Annotated in this window: 14 protein-coding genes; 7 read left to right on the forward strand and 7 right to left on the reverse strand. The window is 70.3% G+C overall.

Going from position 1 to position 18,139, the window contains the following annotated elements; genetic code table 11:
• The first annotated feature begins 116 nt into the window (after positions 1-116).
• The 3 genes from IA22_RS0126615 (at position 117) to IA22_RS0126625 (ending at position 2,078) form a co-directional block, all read left to right on the forward strand.
• On the forward strand, positions 117-746 hold the full coding sequence (locus tag IA22_RS0126615) for a hypothetical protein (RefSeq protein ID WP_030125081.1): 630 nt from the start codon (positions 117-119) through the stop codon (positions 744-746).
• A 244-nt stretch (positions 747-990) separates the two neighbouring features.
• Complete coding sequence (locus IA22_RS0126620) at positions 991-1,482, forward strand: COG4315 family predicted lipoprotein (protein ID WP_014152328.1); 492 nt, start codon at positions 991-993, stop codon at positions 1,480-1,482.
• Positions 1,483-1,547: 65 nt separating this feature from the next.
• Positions 1,548-2,078, forward strand: a complete 531-nt coding sequence (locus IA22_RS0126625; protein WP_015580159.1) for a DUF6529 family protein — start codon at positions 1,548-1,550, stop codon at positions 2,076-2,078.
• A gap of 24 nt (positions 2,079-2,102) precedes the next feature.
• Here the strand turns inward: IA22_RS0126625 and IA22_RS0126630 are convergent, their stop codons facing one another.
• A complete protein-coding gene (locus IA22_RS0126630; protein WP_030125082.1) occupies positions 2,103-2,981 on the reverse strand; it encodes an alpha/beta fold hydrolase in 879 nt (292 codons plus the stop codon).
• Between the two features lie 104 nt (positions 2,982-3,085).
• Between IA22_RS0126630 and IA22_RS0126635 the strand changes: the two genes are divergently transcribed.
• Positions 3,086-3,565, forward strand: a complete 480-nt coding sequence (locus tag IA22_RS0126635; RefSeq protein ID WP_015580161.1) for a CGNR zinc finger domain-containing protein — start codon at positions 3,086-3,088, stop codon at positions 3,563-3,565.
• Positions 3,566-3,692: 127 nt separating this feature from the next.
• On the opposite strand, the gene IA22_RS0126640 is transcribed toward IA22_RS0126635, so the two are convergent.
• Together IA22_RS0126640 and IA22_RS0126645 are read right to left on the reverse strand one after the other, a co-directional pair.
• Entirely contained in the window at positions 3,693-6,284 is a 2,592-nt protein-coding gene (locus IA22_RS0126640) for a glycoside hydrolase family 9 protein (RefSeq protein ID WP_030125083.1), read from the reverse strand.
• A 208-nt stretch (positions 6,285-6,492) separates the two neighbouring features.
• Positions 6,493-7,425, reverse strand: a complete 933-nt coding sequence (locus IA22_RS0126645) for a hypothetical protein (RefSeq protein WP_030125084.1) — start codon at positions 7,423-7,425, stop codon at positions 6,493-6,495.
• 324 nt (positions 7,426-7,749) lie between these two features.
• Between IA22_RS0126645 and IA22_RS0126650 the strand changes: the two genes are divergently transcribed.
• Positions 7,750-8,790: a glycoside hydrolase family 26 protein gene (locus IA22_RS0126650; protein WP_030125085.1), complete on the forward strand. Its 1,041-nt coding sequence runs from the start codon at positions 7,750-7,752 to the stop codon at positions 8,788-8,790.
• 149 nt (positions 8,791-8,939) lie between these two features.
• Here IA22_RS0126650 and IA22_RS0126655 read toward each other — a convergent pair whose 3' ends face one another.
• Both IA22_RS0126655 and IA22_RS0126660 read right to left on the reverse strand, forming a co-directional pair.
• Entirely contained in the window at positions 8,940-9,581 is a 642-nt protein-coding gene (locus IA22_RS0126655) for an SMI1/KNR4 family protein (protein WP_030125086.1), read from the reverse strand.
• A gap of 117 nt (positions 9,582-9,698) precedes the next feature.
• On the reverse strand, positions 9,699-11,585 hold the full coding sequence (locus IA22_RS0126660) for a glycoside hydrolase family 35 protein (protein ID WP_030125087.1): 1,887 nt from the start codon (positions 11,583-11,585) through the stop codon (positions 9,699-9,701).
• 49 nt (positions 11,586-11,634) lie between these two features.
• Between IA22_RS0126660 and IA22_RS0126665 the strand changes: the two genes are divergently transcribed.
• Positions 11,635-12,651 (forward strand): LacI family DNA-binding transcriptional regulator, encoded by a 1,017-nt coding sequence (locus IA22_RS0126665; RefSeq protein ID WP_015580168.1) that lies wholly within the window; start codon positions 11,635-11,637, stop codon positions 12,649-12,651.
• Between the two features lie 178 nt (positions 12,652-12,829).
• Here the strand turns inward: IA22_RS0126665 and IA22_RS0126670 are convergent, their stop codons facing one another.
• A complete protein-coding gene (locus IA22_RS0126670) occupies positions 12,830-13,576 on the reverse strand; it encodes a VWA domain-containing protein (RefSeq protein ID WP_015580169.1) in 747 nt (248 codons plus the stop codon).
• Between the two features lie 131 nt (positions 13,577-13,707).
• Positions 13,708-14,739 (reverse strand): LLM class flavin-dependent oxidoreductase, encoded by a 1,032-nt coding sequence (locus IA22_RS0126675; RefSeq protein WP_030125088.1) that lies wholly within the window; start codon positions 14,737-14,739, stop codon positions 13,708-13,710.
• Between the two features lie 358 nt (positions 14,740-15,097).
• On the opposite strand from IA22_RS0126675, the gene IA22_RS0126680 reads away from it, so the two are divergent.
• Positions 15,098-18,106, forward strand: coding sequence for a 3-keto-alpha-glucoside-1,2-lyase-like domain-containing protein (locus IA22_RS0126680; protein ID WP_030125089.1), 3,009 nt, complete (start codon positions 15,098-15,100; stop codon positions 18,104-18,106).
• Positions 18,107-18,139 lie beyond the last annotated feature (33 nt).

Genomic DNA, 18,139 nt, shown 5'->3' on the forward strand with positions numbered 1-18,139 from the left:
GCGGTCGGACCCCGGCGCGTGGTCTCCTCCGACGTGCCGTGCCCGGCCAGGGTGACCTGCGCAGGCGGACGTCGTTGGGGTGGTGATCGATGTCGGACGCAGAGTTTGGAGTTCTGATGGTGACGGCTCGGCAGGGACACTCCCGGACGGACGCGACGGTCCGGTGCGGTGCCGCCACGCTGGTTCTCCTCCTGGCCGGCTGCGCCGGGGGCGGAGCCGGCGGGGCGAGCGACGCGAAGCCCTCCGGCGGCGTACCTTCCACGACCACGGCGGTTGCCCCGGAGACAGCGTTGTCCTCGGCCCAGCTCGCCACGCCCGCCCCGGGGGAGGCCGGCCACGCCGAGGTGCTGGAGGTGTACCGCCTGATGGCGGCCGAGTACGAGAAGGCCTACCGGGCGGCCTCGGCCGAGGGGACGGACCTGGAGCGGTACATGGCGCCCGCCGCCGCGGGCGAGGTCGAGAAGGACCTGGCGCGCCTGGCCGGACAGGGTGCTGCCATGCGCGGAGCACTCGGACACGATCCGGAGGTCACCGCTCTCGCCGCCGCCGCGCAGCCGCCCACGGCGACCGTGCGGGACTGTGTCGACGCGTCGGGATGGCAGACGCTCGACACGACGACGGGATGGCGCATCCCCCGTCCCGACGACCAGCCGTCCCGTTACGTGGCCACGGCGAGGATGGAGCACCGGCCCGGGGAGCGATGGAAGGCCACCGCGTACACGGTGGACGAAGAGCGGTCGTGCTGAGGGTTCTCCGGATCATGGGGAAGGCGGAGGCCGAGGGTTGCGCGCCTCCGCGGTGTAGAGGGCTCGGGCGCGGTACCGAGGACGACGACGGACCGGCAGTGGGGCGACGCGAGGGCGGCGGCCTCCGTGTGCGATCCGTACGGCGTGCCTCCGGGGGAGTGGTGTCGACGACGAGCCCGTGAACGGACGGGTCCGGTCGGGCAGGGACAAGGGGTCCCGCGCGCCCTCTCTCCTGGAGCCTTCGATGAAACGCACCGCCACAGCGGTCACCTGCGCCGCCACGCTGCTCCTCGCCGGCGCCCTGACCGGCTGCTCCGAAAACACTTCGGGAGAGGGGAACGGACCCACCTCCTCCAGTGCCTCGCCCTCGGCGCCCGCCACCGTGGACACGAAGTCGGCGGGCGGGCTCGGCGACATCCTCGTCGACGACAAGGGCAACACCCTCTACCTCTTCCTCGCCGACAAGAAGAACAAGTCGAACTGCAACGGCGCCTGTGCCAAGGCGTGGCCTCCTCTCCTCACCAAGGGCGCCGCCGAGGTGGGCAAGGGCGTGGACAAGAAGCTGCTCGACACGACCAAGCGTTCCGACGGGGACGAGCAGGTCACCTACAACGGCCACCCCCTCTACTACTACGCGGGGGACACCGAGCCCGGCCAGACGAACGGCCAGAACCTCGACCAGTTCGGCGCCGAGTGGTACGTCCTCGACACCAAGGGCAAGCAGGTGGAGAGCTGAGCCGGCTGAACGGCACGACCTCGCGGCGCGGCGAAGGAGGCGGCAGGAAGCTCGCACCCGTCGCCGTGCTCGCCGTCGTGGTGCCCGTCGCGGTCGCCGTCGGCATCTACCTCTTCGGCACCCACCACACGCCGGACTACCTCAACGGGCTCTTCGGCCGGTACGGCACCGACGCGGTCGACCTCAAAGCCCGGCTCGGAACCGCGCTGCTCGGCCTCGCACTGGTCCAACTCGGCCTCGCCCTGTGGATGTACGGCCGCCTGCCGGGTGCCCGCCCCGCACCCCGTCCCGTGCGTCCGGGGCACCGCGTGCTCGGGTTCCTCGCCTTCCTTCTCTCTCTGCCGATCGCGTACCACTGCCTCACGACCTACGGGATCGAGACGACATCCGCACGCGTCGCGATCCACTCCTTCGCCGGTTGCGCCCTCTACGGTGCGTTCGTGGCCAAGGTGATCGTCGTGCGGAGCAGGCGCCTGCCCGGCCGGCTCCTCCCGGTGGTGGGCGGTCTGCTCGTCCTCGGTGTCGCCCTCCTCTGGTACACCGCCGCGCTGTGGGCGCTCGACGGGGACTCGGTACCGGGATTTCCCTCCGGTTGAGGAGGCACCTCCGGTCCACCGGCCTCACGACCCCGCGTGGCCCAGCACCCGCCCGAGGAAGCCGCGCAGATAGCCCGCGACGACGTCCAGGTGGCTCTCCAGCAGGAAGTGGCCTCCGTCGATCAGGTGCACCTCGGCGTCCTTGGCGTCGCGGGCGAACGCCCGGGCGCCGGCGGGGCCGAAGATCTCGTCGTTGCGGCCCCACACGGCGAGCACCGGGACCTCGCTGGTGCGCAGGAACTCGTGCAGCAGTGGGTAGAGCGGGCGGTTGTTCCGGTAGTCGCGGAACAGGGCCAGCTGCACCTCGTCGTTGCCCTCGCGGGAGACGAGGGCGAAGTCGTGCTCCCAGGTGTCGGGGCTGACCAGGCTGGGGTCGGGTACGCCGTGCACGTACTGCCAGCGGATGGCGTCGATGCCCAGCGCGGTGCGGACGGCCGGTTCGGTGTCGGGGCCGGGGGCGGCCCCGTAGGCCCAGACGTCGGTCCAGAACGACTCGACGAAGCCGTCCTCGTAGCCGTTGCCGTTCTGGGTGACGAGGGCGGAGATCCGCTCCGGGTGTGCGAGCGCGAGGCGCCATCCGATGGGGGCGCCGTAGTCCTGGACGTAGAGGGCGTAGCGGTCCAGGCCCAGTTGGTCGAGCAGGCCGGAGGTGATGTCGGCGAGGGCGTCGAAGGTGTAGTCGAACTCCGCGGCGCGAGGTGCGTCGGAGTGGCCGAAGCCGAGGTGGTCCGGCGCGATGACGTGGTAGTCGTCGGCCAGCAGCGGGATGAGCTCGCGGAACATGAACGAGCTGGTCGGGAAGCCGTGGAGCAGGACGATCGCGGGGGCGTCGGCGTGGCCGGCTTCGCGGTAGTGGATCCGATGGCCGTCGACGACGGTGGTCCGGTGGTGTACTGCGCTCATGTCTAACCCCTTCAGTGCTTTGAACCGGTTAGTTCTTCGTCATGCAAGCACCGCATGGGCTAACCTGTCAAATGATTCGATCCGGTTAGAGGAGAGTGGGCGAGATGGACGTACTCCTGGACCTGCTCAACAGCAGGCCACTGGTCGACGGCGAGGAGCGGGACGCGCTCGGCGACCCGGCCGAAGGCCGGCGCTGGGCGCGGGAGCACGGTGGCGAAGGGAGCCCCGCGGAACTGGAGCTGCTGCGCGAGACGCGGGACGTCCTGCGGGACGTCGTGCTCGCCAGACGCTCACCCGTCGCGTTCGGCCCGCTGCTCGAAGGAGTCCACCGGACCCCGGAGATGACGTCGGACGGTCTGAGGTGGCTGCTCCGGACCGCCCCGCACGCCAGGCTGGCCGCGGAGGTGGTTCTCGCCTGGGCCGACACCGAGGAACAGCTGCCCGGCCGGCTGCGCCCCTGCGCCAACGACGGGTGCCGGCTGTTCCTCCTCGACCGCAGCCGCGCCAATCGCGCCCGTTGGTGCTCGATGGCCGTCTGCGGCAACCGTGAAAAAGCGCGCCGCCACTACGAACGCACGCGCTGACCCGAGGCCGGACGGCGGCCGCGTGCGTCGCCGCCCGGTCGTGGCGCCGGGCGGACGCGGCCGCGCCCGGGAGCGGCATCCCGTGGGGAACGGCCGCACCCGGACGCGTCCGGTGCCTGTGCCGTGATCAGCCCGACGCGCAGGCCCGGCCGTTCAGCTTGAACGACCCCGGATCCGGCGCCGTGCTCGCGGCCGAGGTGTTGAAGCCGAAGTCGACGGCCGCCCCCGGAGCCAGGGTCCGGTTCCACGACAGCGGCCTCGCGCTCACCGTGCGGCCGTGCTGGTCGAGCTCCGCGCTCCAGGTGTGACCGATCCGCTGGTCACCGGGCAGCAGCCAGGTCAGCGACCAGGGAGACACCGGCTCCGAGCCGGTGTTCTCGACGCGGACGGTCACGGTCGAGCCGCTGTTCCACGGGTGCGACGCGTAGGAGACCCTGCACGTCCGGGCCGGAGCGGTCCGCGCCCCTTCGCCCGCGTCGTCCAGGTAGGAGGCGATGAAGGCCAGTGGCGCATTCCAGTTGACCGTGATCTCGTTGGTCGCCCAGGAGCCGATGTCGTCGATGTAGCACATGGCCGGGGCGCAGCCGCTCAGCTTCTGGGCCGCCACCGGGTCGCCCGAAGCGATCGCGGTGAGGTTGGGCCCGCCCGCGATCGAACCCGGCGCCGGGTTCGGGAGAGCGGAGTCGTTCTGATGTGCCCAGAAGCGGTGGTGCTGGTTGTGGGAGTCCCGCTCGCCGTATCCGGTGACGTACGACTGGTTCAGGGGGTTGCGGCCGAGGAGGTAGTCGGCGCCGCTCAGCACCGCGTCCTGGTACGCGGCTTCGCCGGTCAGGTCGTGGGCCGTGGCCATCACGATCATGTTGTTCAGGACCTGGCTGTTGGATCCCCAGACGTAGTTCTCGTCCTCGGGGGCGTACGGGAGCCCGTAGGCCTGCGCGCGGGACTGCGCGGCGTAGCGGTCGGCGCCTGTGGTGACGACCGCGCGGACCTCACCCAGCTGCGCCTGCGTCAGGCTGTTCGGCACGGTGGCCAGGGTGAGGACTCCCAGTCCTGCCGTGTAACCCCATGAGATCCCGCCGCCCGCCGGGAAGGCCGCGTCCGTGTCGCCGTGCAGCGGGGAGGAGAGAACCGCCTGGCGGTAGGTGTCCTTGCCGGTCGTCGTGAACAGCTCGGCGGCCGCCCAGTAGAACTCGTCGGAGACGTCGTTGTCGCTGTAAGCGCCGCCACCGGTGCCGTCGTTCGGGTCGGCGAGCACGTCCGGGTGCTGCTTCGCCGCGGCCCACGCGGTCTCGGCGGCCCGCAGGCAGCGGCCCGCGAAGGCCGCGTCGAACGGTGCGTAGAGCCGGGCGCACTGGGCGGCCGAGGCTGCGAGGTTCAGCGTGGCGGCCGTCGAAGGCGGGTGCAACTCGCGTTGCTGGGGGTCCAGATGCGGCTTCATCGGCAGCCCCGTCCACTGGGCGTCGTGCATCTTGTGGTGGGCCATCCCCGCCAGCGGTTCGCCGGCCGGGACCTGCATCTTGATCAGGAAATCCATCTCCCAGCGCGCCTCGTCCAGGATGTCCGGTACCCCGTTGTCACGTTCCGGCACGCGGAGCTTGCCGTCGCCGAGCTCCGCCGACTCCGCGTTCGGGGCGGTCAGGGTGCGCTCGTACGTGGACATCAGCTGGGCCACCGAGATGCCGCCGTTGACCACGTACTTGCCGTGGTCGCCCGCGTCGTACCAGCCGCCGGACACGTCGAGCCGGTAGTCGCAGACCCCTGGCTGGCAGGGGACGTCCGTGTCGCCCTTGTTTGGCGCGACGCCCACGTGGCCGGCCGGGCGCGCGTACTTCTCGCCGACGAGGTCCGCCTCGATGGGAGTGCCGCTGCGGTTGTGGTAGAAGTACGCCAGCGCGTCGGAACGCAGCCCGTCGTACAGGTTCCCGCGGATGGAGAACGGTTCGCTGGTCTCGCCGTCGACCTCGACGGTGTAGCCGTCGCCGGGGGTGGTGAGGTCACCGAAGTCGAAGGTGTGGACCCGCTGTCGTGAGCTGGGGTCCTCGCCCTGAGGGACGGTCCTGCCGGTGGCGGCCGTCGTACCGGCGGAGGTCTTCACCGCCCAGGTCAGCGGGGCGTCGGCATCGGTGACCACGGTGCCGCTCTTGGGGCCGTGGGGCAGGTACCCGACCTGGTTGACGCGGACGGGCGACCCGGTGTCCGGTACGTACACGGGGGGTTCGGCTCCGCCCCGGAGCGACACGTCGTCCAGACAGAAGGTGGTCGCCCGCTCGCCGCCGCCGATCTGCAACTGCACCGACGCGGCGGGCAGGTCGACCGAGGCCGTGAACGTGCGCGTCACCTGTGTGGTCTCCGCACCCACGGGATCCGCTGTGGCGAGCACCGTCGTGTACGGCTCGGCAGCCTCCTGGACCCGGGTCTGGACCGTCAAGGGGACGGTCGCACTGGCCGAGTAGGACAGCTCGTAGCTCTCGCCGGCGACGATCGGGACGTCGTTCTGGCCGACGATGACGTCCCAGGCATTGGCGGTTCCGGCGGGCACCTGGGCGCACAACCGGCCGTCCGACACGGCCGAAGGCGCGTTCGCCGTCCACCACCAGGGGGCCGTACCGGCGGTGAAGTCGCCGTTGGAGATCTGCTCGGGGCCGGGTTCGGCCTCCTGCGCACCGGCCGTGCCGGGCACCGCCAGCGCCGCGGCGAAGAGGAGGGCGGCGGCTGACATCCCTAACGGGCGACGCCCGTGCCGGGGACGAATGCGCACGGGCCGTGCGGGGGGTGGTGAGGCGTTCACCGGGAAGGCCTTTCGTCGACGGATGCGAGGCGACTGGCGGAGCGGTTCCCGACGCGGATGGGAGCGCTCCCATGTGCATTGTGGGGGTGGAGCGTGTGTTTCACCAGGGTCATGACATCCCCGCGTCCCGGGGTGGTGCTCAGGCAGGAGGCCAGGCGTTGCCGACGGTCACCTCGTGAGCGATGCGCCACCATTGGTCCTCCCCTCCTGGCAGGGGCCAGGACCAGGTCGGCTGTCGTGCGGTGTGCAGGTCGTGGAGCTGGCGGGCGAACTGCGGGCCGGTGGTGGCGGCGCCGTCCGGGACGGTGGGGCCGTGGAAGGCGCGGAGCCCGGCGAAGCGTGCGAGTGCGGACTCGTAAGCGCCGACGGCGTCCTCGATGCCCGCAGCCAGGTCGTCGCGCGCCGCCGTGCGGTGCACCTGCAACAGTGGCGGCTCGACGGACTCGGCGATCGCGGCGGCGAGTCGTGCGTGACCGTCCAGTATCAGATGACAGTCCAGGCCGCGGACCCACCACAGCAGGACGGGCGGCAGCGTCCCCTCCCGGGCCTGCTTGCGGTACGCCTTGACGCGGCTGTCGCCCGGACCGGGCATCGGCCGCAGCGGCAGGACCTCCCACGAGTGGGAGTGGAGGTACCAGTCGATGTATCCGTCCGGATCACCCTCGACGAGCATCGAGCTCCAGTGCTCGGCATGCGAGGTGGTGGGGTGGCGCCCGTGCAGGATCGGACTCTCGCACGTCAGCAGCCACCGGCCCTCGTGCAACGGACTGCCCGGAGAGTCGCTGAGGTACCGCGCGAAGCGGTGAGCCCACCTCTCCGGGCTGCCCGACAGGGCGCGTGCCGTGTCGGCGCGCAGCGGTGGGACGAAGGACCGGTATCCGTCGGCGCGCCGGAAGTGCACGCCTTGGAGCGGCTCTTCGACCACGGCGAGGAGGACGGGCCGCGACAGCTGGGAGACCAGCAACCGCGGTCCGGCAGTGTGGACGCACAGGTCCGGCTGGTGACGGTCCCGCACGTCCAAGGACAGGCCCGCCCACGTGCCGTCGTCCCGTGTGGCATCGATGCGCTGCATGCCAGGAGCGTAGACGTGGCGGCGACCACGCCCTCGGCCGGTGGGCACGAGCCCACACGCCGGAACCGGTCGGCCGGAAGACGCCCGCCACCGGCCGGGCCGGGAGTCCACGGCCCTGTCGCCGCCCTCGACATGGAGGGGCAGGTGCGACCCGTTACGCTTCCTGACCTGGAGAGCGCTTCTCTGCCCGGCAGCCGACCGGACCCTGGAAAGTCCCGTCGCTGCCGGTCATCAGTGCTCTCCGTTCGTTTTGCCGGGACCGGCGGCCCAACTCGTGCGGCCCGAACCGGGAGACCGTCGGTTGCGTGGTGGAGGAGCGACAGCATGACAGGTAGGACCCCGTTCGGCAGGCGGCGGCGTGGGCGTCATGACCAGGACACGGACCGGCGACCCGTGGGCGAGGGCGCCGAACCGCCGAAGCCGGTCCTGCGTCGTCCCCGCACCGGCTTGGCGAGCGTGGCCCTGGCCACGGTGGCGGCGCTGTTCGCCACTTCCTGCTCCGCGGCAGGCGAGGAGGCCCCCGCCACCTCGCCGTCCGTGGCCCCGCTCGTCCCGTCCGAGGGTGCGTTGCTGGGGCACTACTACGGTGACGGCACCGTGGAGGAAACGGCCGCCCGCATCGGGACGACGCCCGGAATCCACCTCACCTACTACGGCTGGGACGACGACTGGTCCGCCTCCGAAGCCACCCGCGATGATCTCAGCGGCAACCGGATCCCCCTGGTGAACTGGGAACCCTTCGACGTCGACTTCGACGACATCATCGACGGATCGCTGGACGCGACCATCGAGAAGCAGGCCGACGGGGCGAAGGAGCTGGAGAAGCCGTTCTTCCTCGACTTCGCCGCCGAGATGAACGAGGAGGAGGGCTGGGGCGGGCACGACCCCGAGCGGTACATCGCCGCCTACCGTCATATCCACGACGTCTTCGACGACCGAGGTGCCTCGAACGTCGTCTGGGTCTGGGCACCGAACGTCACGGACAGCGCCGACGCTCCTGCGGCCATGTCCTACTACCCCGGGGACCGCTACGTGGACTGGACGGGCGTCGACGGATACAACTGGGGAACGTCCGACCCCGACTTCGCGTGGCAGAGCTTCACCGACCTCTTCAGGGACATCTACGCCGAGCTCGCCGTCAAGGGCAAGCCGATCATCATCGGCGAGACGGGATCCGATGAGACCGGGGGAAGCAAGGCCGAGTGGATACGGGGCATCGTCCCGGGCCTGAAGGAGGAATTCCCCCTCATCAAGGCCCTCGTATGGTTCGACGTCGACAAGGAGCGGCACTGGCAGATCAACTCGTCGCCCGCGGCTCTCGCCGCCTACCGGCGGATGGCGTCCGACCCCTACCTCACCCCGTGAAAGCCTCACACACGGCATGGGGCCGGTGCTCGAACCGCTTCGAGTGAGGGCGCGGTATCGCCACCCGCCAGGACAGGGCCATCGAGTCCTGCGGCACGGCTGTCACGACGCATCCCTCCTGAGGAGGGCGTGGTGTCCGGCGGCCTGACTCAGGCCAGGTCCTCACCCTCGTCCTCGCCCTCGTCCTCGTCGTACCCCGAGTGGAACAGCGCCGAGAAGCTGGGGAACTTCGTCGGATTGCCGTACTTCGGAGCGAACTCGTACGCGGCCCACTCGCCGTCCGGTCCGACGTCGGTCGGATCGAGCAGCCAGAAGTCCTCCCCCCGGGCGACCTCGACGGAACGGCGAAACAGCTGTACGTCGTCCTCGTTGCCGGGTATCGACTCGTAGATCTCGGTCACGCGCATGCCGGCATCGCCGTCCCGCATCCACGAGACACGGCCGCACGGATGGACGCCTTCGACCCAGGCGTCCAGGTGCGCCCACCCGTCGCTCGCCAGGAAGAACCCCCTCAGGCTCGGAGGGAACCGCACCCCGAGCCGCTCCTCGGATGCGACCAGGGCTTCCTCCCGGGCCGGTGCTTCCCCCAGCCACACGGAGACCCGCTCGCCCCGGTCGAACGCGTCCAACTGGTCCTCGTCCAGCAGATCGACCAGCTCGTCGTCGTCGGCGCAGCTCTTCAGATACCTCTCGCCGTAGCGCTCCAGAAAGTCCCGCCACTCCTGCGGTGAGGTCGGAACGGCGGCAACTGCATTGTCTGTACGCTCGGTTGGATCACTCATACGGATCATGGTGCCAGGCGGGTATGACAACGCGGACGGCTGCCGGCCGACGGCGGGGGACGTCCGCTCACGCGTCCTGCCGCCCCCTGCTGTGGACGTGGCATCTGGAGGCACCCCGGGCGGAGGTCAGTCGAACTCCTCCACGTACTCCTCCGGCGGGCCCAGCTCCGCGCGGTCACGGAGATCCAGGGTCTTGCCCAGTCGTTCCAGTTCGAGGACGGTCACGGTGTTGGAGCCCGCGCGCAGCAGCGGTGCCGGACAGTAGAGGGTGACCTGGGGACCGATGCCCCAGTGGCGGCCGAGCAGGAAGCCGTTGACCCAGACGAGGCCGTGGCCGGAGCCCGGCAGCGCGAGGAACGTGTCCGCAGGTGTGCCGACGTGGAGTTCGGCGACTGCGAACCCGGTGGACTCCGTGGCGGGAGCCGTCTCCGCCGAGGAGGCCGCGAAGCCCGCGGCGATGGTCTCGGACAGTTCGGCCGAGGACCACTCCTGCAACGCGAGGGGGGCGCTCTGCCAGCCCTGCACCATGCGACGGTCGACCAGGACCGGACCGAGCAGGCCCTTGTGCCGGCCCACCCCGGGGCCGTAGTTGATCCGGCCCAGGTTCTCGACCAGGACCTCGAGACGTACGAGCCGGCCGGTGCCGGTCACCGGCAGCTCCGGTGACCGGGCGTCCACGACGCCGAGGAGGATGCCGTCCGCGAAGACCCGGGCCCGGTCGCGCACGTCCGTGAACAGCAGCCGGTGCTCGCCCGCCGGGATACGCGGGTGGGCGGTGTGCAGGACCATGCCGGCGTCCAGCCCGAGCTGTTCGAACGAGGCGGGGCGCGGGGCGGTCGTGGCCCCCGTGGACGCTGCGCGCAGGGCGGCCAGCAGACCGGCCCGGTGGACCAGCGGGACGTGCGCGGGCGGGAGCGTGGGCATCCGTGCGAGGGAGCGGACGGGTTCCCGCACGCCGAGTGCTTCGCGCATCGCGAAGAACTTGGGGGTGAGACGGCCGTCCTCGGCGATGGGCGCATCGGAGTCGTAGCTCGTGACGACGGGTTCGAGACGGCCGTCGGACTCGTTGGCGCCCGCCCACAGACCGAAGTTGGTGCCGCCGTGTGCCATGTAGATGCTGACGCTGCCGTGGTCGGCGATGATGCCGCGCAGGGTGTGGACCGCGCTCTCCACCCCTCGGACGTGGTGCCGCTCGCCCCAGTGGTCGAACCAGCCGTTCCAGAACTCCGCCACCAGGAAAGGCTCCTCGGGCCGGCGGCTCACGAGGAGCCGCCGGGCCGCTTCCGGCTTGGAGCCCAGGGTGGCGGCGGTGAGCGTGCCGGGCAGGGTGCCGCCGTCCAGCATGAGTTCGGTGGGGCCGTCCGCGGTGAACAGCAGCTCGCCGATGCCGCGCTCGACCAGGGCGTCCCGGCACCAGCGGACGTAGGCGTGGTCGTCGCCGTAGCTGCCGAACTCGTTCTCCACCTGGACTGCGACGACCGGACCGCCCCGGGACGCCTGCAGTGTGGCCAGGCGCGGGATCAGGTGGTCGAACCAGCGGGCGACAGCCGTGGTGAACGCGGGATCCGAGCTTCGGATGGCGAGGTCCTTGGCGGTCAGCCAGCTGGGCAGGCCTCCGTTGGACCACTCCGCGCAGATGTACGGACCGGGCCGGACGACCACGTCGAGGCCCTCCTCGCCCACCGTGCGGATGAACCGCTCCAGGTCCCGCCAGCCGTCGAACCGTGGCGACCGGTCCTCGTGGAGCTGGTGGAAGTTCCAGGGGACGTAGGTGTCGACCGTGTTGAGTCCGAGGTCGGCGATCCGGCGTATCCGGTCCTGCCACAGTTCGGGATGAACACGGAAGTAGTGCAGTGATCCGGACAGGATGCGGTGGGGAACGCCGCCTCGGTACAGGCGGCCGTCGCGCCAGGAGAGCGCGGCGCCGCAGGCCGTGGCGGTCGTGCTCGGCGGCTCGGAGGGTTGCGTCGTGGACGAATCGGTCACGGCAGGAGGGTATGTTATCGATGACATGACGACAAGATCGGCAAGGTCCGCGGATTGCCGCGGGGGAGGGGACGCCATGAACGAGGACGTCGCACGGCCGAGACAGCCGAGCATGGCCGACGTGGCCCGGGTCGCGGGGGTGTCGGCCCAGACCGTTTCGCGCGCGCTGCGTGGCTCGGCGCACGTCAACCCCGACACTGGCCGGCGCGTGCTGGCCGCCGTCGAACAGGTCGGCTACCGGTTCAACAGCGCTGCCAGGGCCCTGTCCTCGGGGCGCAGCCTCACCGTCGGGCTCGTGCTGCTCGCCTCCGGCGGCTACTACTCGCGCTCGGCGGTGACCGCCGGGGTCGAGTCGGCCGCCGACGATGCCGGGTACGCGGTCAGCATCGCGACCATCGCCTCACTCGACGCCCGGCGGATGGAGCGTGCCCTGGCCAGGCTCGCCGACCAAGGGGTCGACGGTCTGGTGATCGCGGTGCCGCTCATCTCGGTGACCCGGAAGATGGAGGACATCACCCGCGACATCCCGACCGTCACCCTGGACGGCTCGCGGACCGCCGGAGCCCGGGTGATCGGCATCGACCAGCGGGAGGCAGGACGGATCGCCACGCAGCACCTGCTCGACCTGGGGCACCGGCAGATCTGGCATCTCTCCGGGCCGGACGAATGGCTGGAGGCACGTCAGCGGCGAGAAGGCTGGCAGGAGTGCCTGGCGCTCGCCGGGATCGAGGCGCCGCCGGCCCTGGAGGGCGACTGGTCGCCAGGCTCGGGATACCGGCAGGGGCAGATCATCGCGATGATCCCCGAGGTCACCGCGGTCTTCGTGGCCTGTGACGAGATGGCGTTCGGGCTGATCCGCGCCCTGCGCGAGCGCGGCCGCGCGGTGCCCGAGGACGTGTCCGTCGTGAGCGTCGACGACATCGCGCTGGCCTCGTACTGCACGCCGCCGCTGACAGCCGTCCGGCAGGACTTTTTCGGTCACGGCGCGGCCGCGGTCCGGCTGCTGCTCCAGGACGGCGTCACCGTCGAGCCGTCCGCGGTCGAAGCGACGCTCTCCGTGCGCGCCTCCACGGCTCCGCCGCGCCCCCGGTGAGCCTCTCCCGGTCGTTCGTCCGGCGGCCTCGGTCCGCCCCCGCGCAGTCGTGGAGTGCAGCTGACGGGTCGATGTCATCGGTGCCATCGCGGCAGTTCCGGGCGGCTTGGTCCCACTGTCTCGGAGCTGCTGCCCCGGGCCCGGGGCACCAGTTCCGGCACAGTGGGACGACCGCCCTTCACTCCAGGATTCGGGCGGCCCGGGCGGCGTCCAGCCACTGCGGGAACTCGTGCAGGAGGTGGTCGTAGAGGCGGTTGTCGTCGGTGGTTCGCGGAGTGCGGCCGGCATGGAAGAAGCCGGCGTTGTCGACGGTCCGGCGGGCCGGCACCGCGAGGGTGTCCAGCTTGTGGAGGAACGCGAACTCGTTGTCCTCGGGGTCGCCGAAGCCGATGAACTGCCAGAACAGCGGGAGACGCGCCGCCTTGCAGAGATAGCGCTCGGCGGCGAGTCTGCTGGTGGGGCCACCGTCGGTCTGGAAGACGACCAACGCCGGCGCCTCACTGCCCGAGGCGAGGTAGTGGTCGATGACCTCGTCCATCGCCCAGTGGTAGTTCGTACGGCCCATGTGGCCCAGGTTCGCGTGGAGCTTGTCCATCAGCCCGCGGTGCCGGCCGAGCGTCAGGTCGGTGCACCCGTCGACGTCCGTCGAGAAGAACACGACCGGCACGACGCCGTCGTCGTCGAGGTGCGCCGACAGCGACAGCACCTGTTCGGCCAGGTGCTGCATGGTGCCGTCCCGGTAGTAGGGCCGCATGGACCCGGAGCGGTCGAGCACCAGATAGACCGCGGCCCGTACACCTTCCAGTCCGTGGGCGCGGACACTGCTCCCCGCCGCCTTGTACAGGTCCACCAGGTCGGGCGCCCGCTCCATGACCTTCGTGAGGCTGATGGCGGGCGCGCGTTCACTGCCGTTCGAGACGATCATCTCTCCATGGTGGGCCAGGGCACCGGAGAAGTGGGGCGTTCCCCCGGGAGACCTGTGGAATCCGGCTGTCCCCGGCCACCTCGAAGGCCGACCCGCCGTGTCGGCCACCTCGAAGGCCGACCCGCCGTGAGTCAGGTGCCGGACCGCCAACCCAGCGCCGGGGCCAGCTTCGTCGCGATGTCGGTGAGTATCTGCTCGTAGTCCTGGTGCTCGAACGTGAAGGGAAGCGCGAACGCCACCTCGTCCACCTCGCGGAACGCCGCGTGTGCGCGCAGTCGCTCGGCGATCACCTCCGAGGTACCGACCAGGTCAGGCGCGAACATCATGCGTCCCGGCCCCTGCGGAACTGCGGTGCGGGGCAGCCGTTCCTCGGCGTAGCGTTCGTACCTGGCACGTTGCTCGGGTGACGCCGAGTCGGTCGGGATGACGACCAGCCCCTGGGAGACGCGGGCCGCCTCCCCGTCGGGGTGTGCCGCCCGGAAGGCACGGATGTGCGCGAGCTGGACGGCGGCGAAGTCGGCGGGCTCGTCCCCGGGGCCTTCGGCCTTGACGACGCTGCTGGTCAGCAGATTCATCCCGTGCTCGCCTGCCCACCGGGCCGACCGCAGACTTGCCCCGCCGTACCACATCCGCCGGTGCAGCCCCGGTGAGTGGGGCTGCACACGGTCGGAGAAGACCTCGAAGCCCTCCGTGCCTCCGGATGCGGTGGCGGGTTCGCCACGCACGAGGTCCAGCAGGCGCTCCACCCGGCCGTAACCGAAGTCCTCGGCCTCCGCGGTCTGCGGGTACAGGGCGTCCTTCACCCGGTCGTAGAACATCGGAGGGCCGACGCTGATCCCTGGATTGAGGCGTCCGCCGGACAGTACGTCGACCGTGGCGAAGTCCTCGGCGAGCCGGAGTGGATTCTCCCAGCCGAGCGGTGTGACCGCGGTGCCGAGTTCGATGCGCCGGGTGCGCTGCGTGGCAGCCGCCAGCACGGCGACGGGAGACGAGATGCCGTACTGCAGATGACGGTGGCGGACCCACGCGCTGTCGAAGCCCAGCCGCTCACCCAGCTCGATCAGCCGGAGCGTGGACTCGTGGCCACGGCCCGGGTCGTCCTCGTCGTAGAGCCCGATGGTCAGGAAACCCAGCTTGCGCAGCGGTCGCGATGTGTGTGGCACTCAGCCCTCCGACGTCGGGGTGTGTCAGACCTATGGGCTTGCCAACAGGAGATCGTCCTTCGGTGTTCCCGACCGGCGGTGAGCGGGGTGGAGGCCGCGGAGCCTTCCGGCCCCCGGAGCAACCCCCGGTGCGTCACCGGGGGTTGCCCGTCCCGAATCCGGCTTCCCCGAGCGGCCGCGGCCCCGACTCGGCCCGTTCCTCCGGGTGACGTGCACGGCCGGCCGAACTTTGAACTTACAGATGACAAAGTATGGACTTCCCCAGCAGAAGCCCCCTAGCGTGGCGGCGCAACCGTAGGCGATCGCCATCAGCAGATCAGTTCAGCCCGCCCGGAGTGCCCCCGTTTCTGGAGGATCGATGCATCCACGGCTGTTCCCACGTGCTCGAAGACACCTCGCCACCCTGCTCGTCGGGGGCTTCCTCGCGGGAGGTGTCTGGGCCGGCCCCACGGCAACCGCCGCGCCCGGTGACATACCGCCCCAGGAGCCGGGCGTCACCCTGCGGGTGTTCGACACCCAGGTGCCTCTCAGCGGTCTGTGTACGCTCAAGCCCGGACAGACGCCCAACCACGACAAGCTGATGCCCACCGTCGACTGGTCCACGGTCGACGACTTCGGCGGCTACGCCGACAACTTCGTGGCCGAGGTGTCCGGTTACCTCGTCGTTCCCGCCGACGGTACGTACGACTTCCGCCTGACCAGCGACGACGGCTCACGGCTCACGATCGACGACCAGCAGGTCATCGACCACGACGGGCTCCACGGTGCCGAGCCGAAGGACGGATCCGCCTCACTCACGGCGGGATCACATCCCTTCCGTGTCGACTACTTCGAGCGTGGCGGCGATCAGCGGCTGACGCTCGCGTGGAAACCGCCGGGCGCGGGTGACTTCGGCACCATCCCCAACGAGGCGCTGACCACCGACGCCGGGGTCGTCCGGGTCACGGCACCGGGCCGCAAGGAGTGCGAATCGGGCGCGGACACCCCCGGTGACGGCCTCCCGCTCACCGCCGTACGTCCCGACCTCGACCTCACCGACCTCCGCCCGGAGGGTTTCGAGCCGCAGGTCACCGGAATGGACTGGCTGCCCGACGGCCGTCTGGCACTGTCCACATGGGGCGGCTCGGAAACCACCACCGGAGAGGTGTACCTCCTCGGCAATGTCACCGGCGAGACCAGCCGCGACAAGGTGACGGTGGAGAAGATCGCCGAGGGACTCCGCGAGCCGATGGGCATCAAGTACGTCGACGGCTCGCTCTACGTCTCGCAGAAGCACGAGCTGACGCAACTCGTCGACAAGGACGCGGACTTCGTCACCGATGAGTACCGCACGGTGGCCACCTGGCCGTACGGCGGAAACTTCCACGAGTTCGCCTTCGGGCTCCTCTACCGTGACGGCTACTTCTACGTGAACCTGTCCGTCGCCATCGACTACGGCGGCGCCACCACCACTCCCCAGCCCGCGCAGGGCCGCGGCACCACGTACAAGGTCAGCAAGAAGACCGGCAGGATCAAGGCTGTCGCGGGCGGTCTGCGGACACCGAACGGGATCGGCTGGGGCCCCGAGGGCTCCCTGTTCACCACCGACAACCAGGGCGGCTGGCTGCCCGCGTCGAAGCTCGTCCAGATCAAGCAGGACCGCTTCTTCAACCACTACACCCAGCCGTCAGGCGCCTTCGACGACCGCACCCCCACCCGGCCGGTGCTCTGGCTGCCGCAGAACGAGATCGCCAACTCCCCCAGTACACCTCTGTATCTGGACAAGGGCCGGTTCGCCGGACAGATGCTGTTCGGCGACGTCACCTACGGGGGACTGCAGCGGGCCTACCTCGAGAAGGTGAAGGGGCAGTACCAGGGCGCCGTGTTCCGGTACACGCAGGGGCTCGAAGCCGGTGTCAACCGCATCACCATGGGTCCCGACGGCTCCATATACACGGGCGGTCTCGGCGCCGACGGCAACTGGGGCCAGGAAGGCAAGCTGAAGTTCGGCCTGCAGAAGCTCACGCCGAACGGTGGCAACACCTTCGACATCAAGGAGATGCGTGCCGTCCCCGGCGGCTTCGACCTCGAGTACACCCAACCGCTGTCGGAGGCCACCGCGGAGGAACTGGCTTCGCACTACCGGGCCGAGCAGTGGCGCTACACCCCCACCTCCGACTACGGAGGCCCGAAGATCGGCGAGGAGCGGCTGGCGGTGCGCTCGGCGACGCTCTCCGGCGACAGCCGCACCGTGCGGCTCCGCCTCGACGGGCTCAAGCCCGACAGGGTCGTCCATGTGCGTTCGCCCCGCCCCTTCGCCTCCACTTCCGGCGAGTCGCTGTGGAGCACGGAAGCCTGGTACACCCTCAACGCCCTGCCCGGGAAGCAGCCGCCGCCGGCAACCCTGTACGAGGCGGAGGAGGCGCGCCTCACCGGCACCGCGGGTGTCCACACCGACCACCCCGGTTATTCGGGAAGCGGCTTCGTGGACCGCTACAACACGGAGAACCGGACAGGCACGACCTTCGACGTGACCGTGCCCAAGGCCGGTGACTACGACGTGAACCTGCGTTACTCCAACGGGCCGAACCCCTTCCAGGGCACCAAGTCCCTGTCCCTCCACGTCAACGGAAAGAAGCTCCGGCAGACGCGACTGCCCTCCACCGGCACGTGGGACACCTGGTCCACGCAGACCGAGCGGGTCCGTCTGAAGGCGGGGAGCAACACGCTCTCGTACCGTTACGACACCGGTGACACCGGTCATGTCAACCTCGACCTGATCACCGTGCACCGTCACGGTGCTTCCGTCTCCCTCTTCGACGGCACCACGGCCTCCCAGGGGCAGTGGCAGCACACGGACGGGCGGCGTGTCGCATGGCCGCTCACCGCGGAGCGTTCCATGGAGGTGTGCTGCGGCGACATCCGCACCAAGGACGCCTACCAGGACTTCAGGCTGCGCATGGAGTTCCGGGTGCCACTGCTGCCGGACGACGTGACCGGTCAGGACCGCGGCAACAGCGGCGTCTATCTCCAGGACCGCTACGAGCTGCAGATCCTCGACTCGTTCGGTGACACGACTCCGGACACGAACGAGGCCGGGGCGATCTACCAGAAGAAGGCACCGGACATCAACGCGGCGACAGCGCCGGAGACCTGGCAGACCTACGACGTCACCTTCCGTGCGGCCCGCTTCGACGACAGCGGGCGGAAGACCGCCGACGCGCGCGTCACGGTGGTGTGGAACGGCCGCACGGTCCACGACGACATCGCGATCGACGGACCGACCGGCGCGGGCGCGCCGGAGAGCCCGTCGGCCGGAGCGATCCGTCTCCAGGACCACGGGAACGCCGTGCGGTTCCGCAACATCCGCATCGAACCGCTGAGCTGAGCCGCGGACACCTCTCCTGAAGCGGAGCGCCTG

Origin of the sequence: Kitasatospora papulosa, from assembly GCF_000717245.1 — a bacterium.
GTDB lineage: Bacteria > Actinomycetota > Actinomycetes > Streptomycetales > Streptomycetaceae > Streptomyces > Streptomyces papulosus.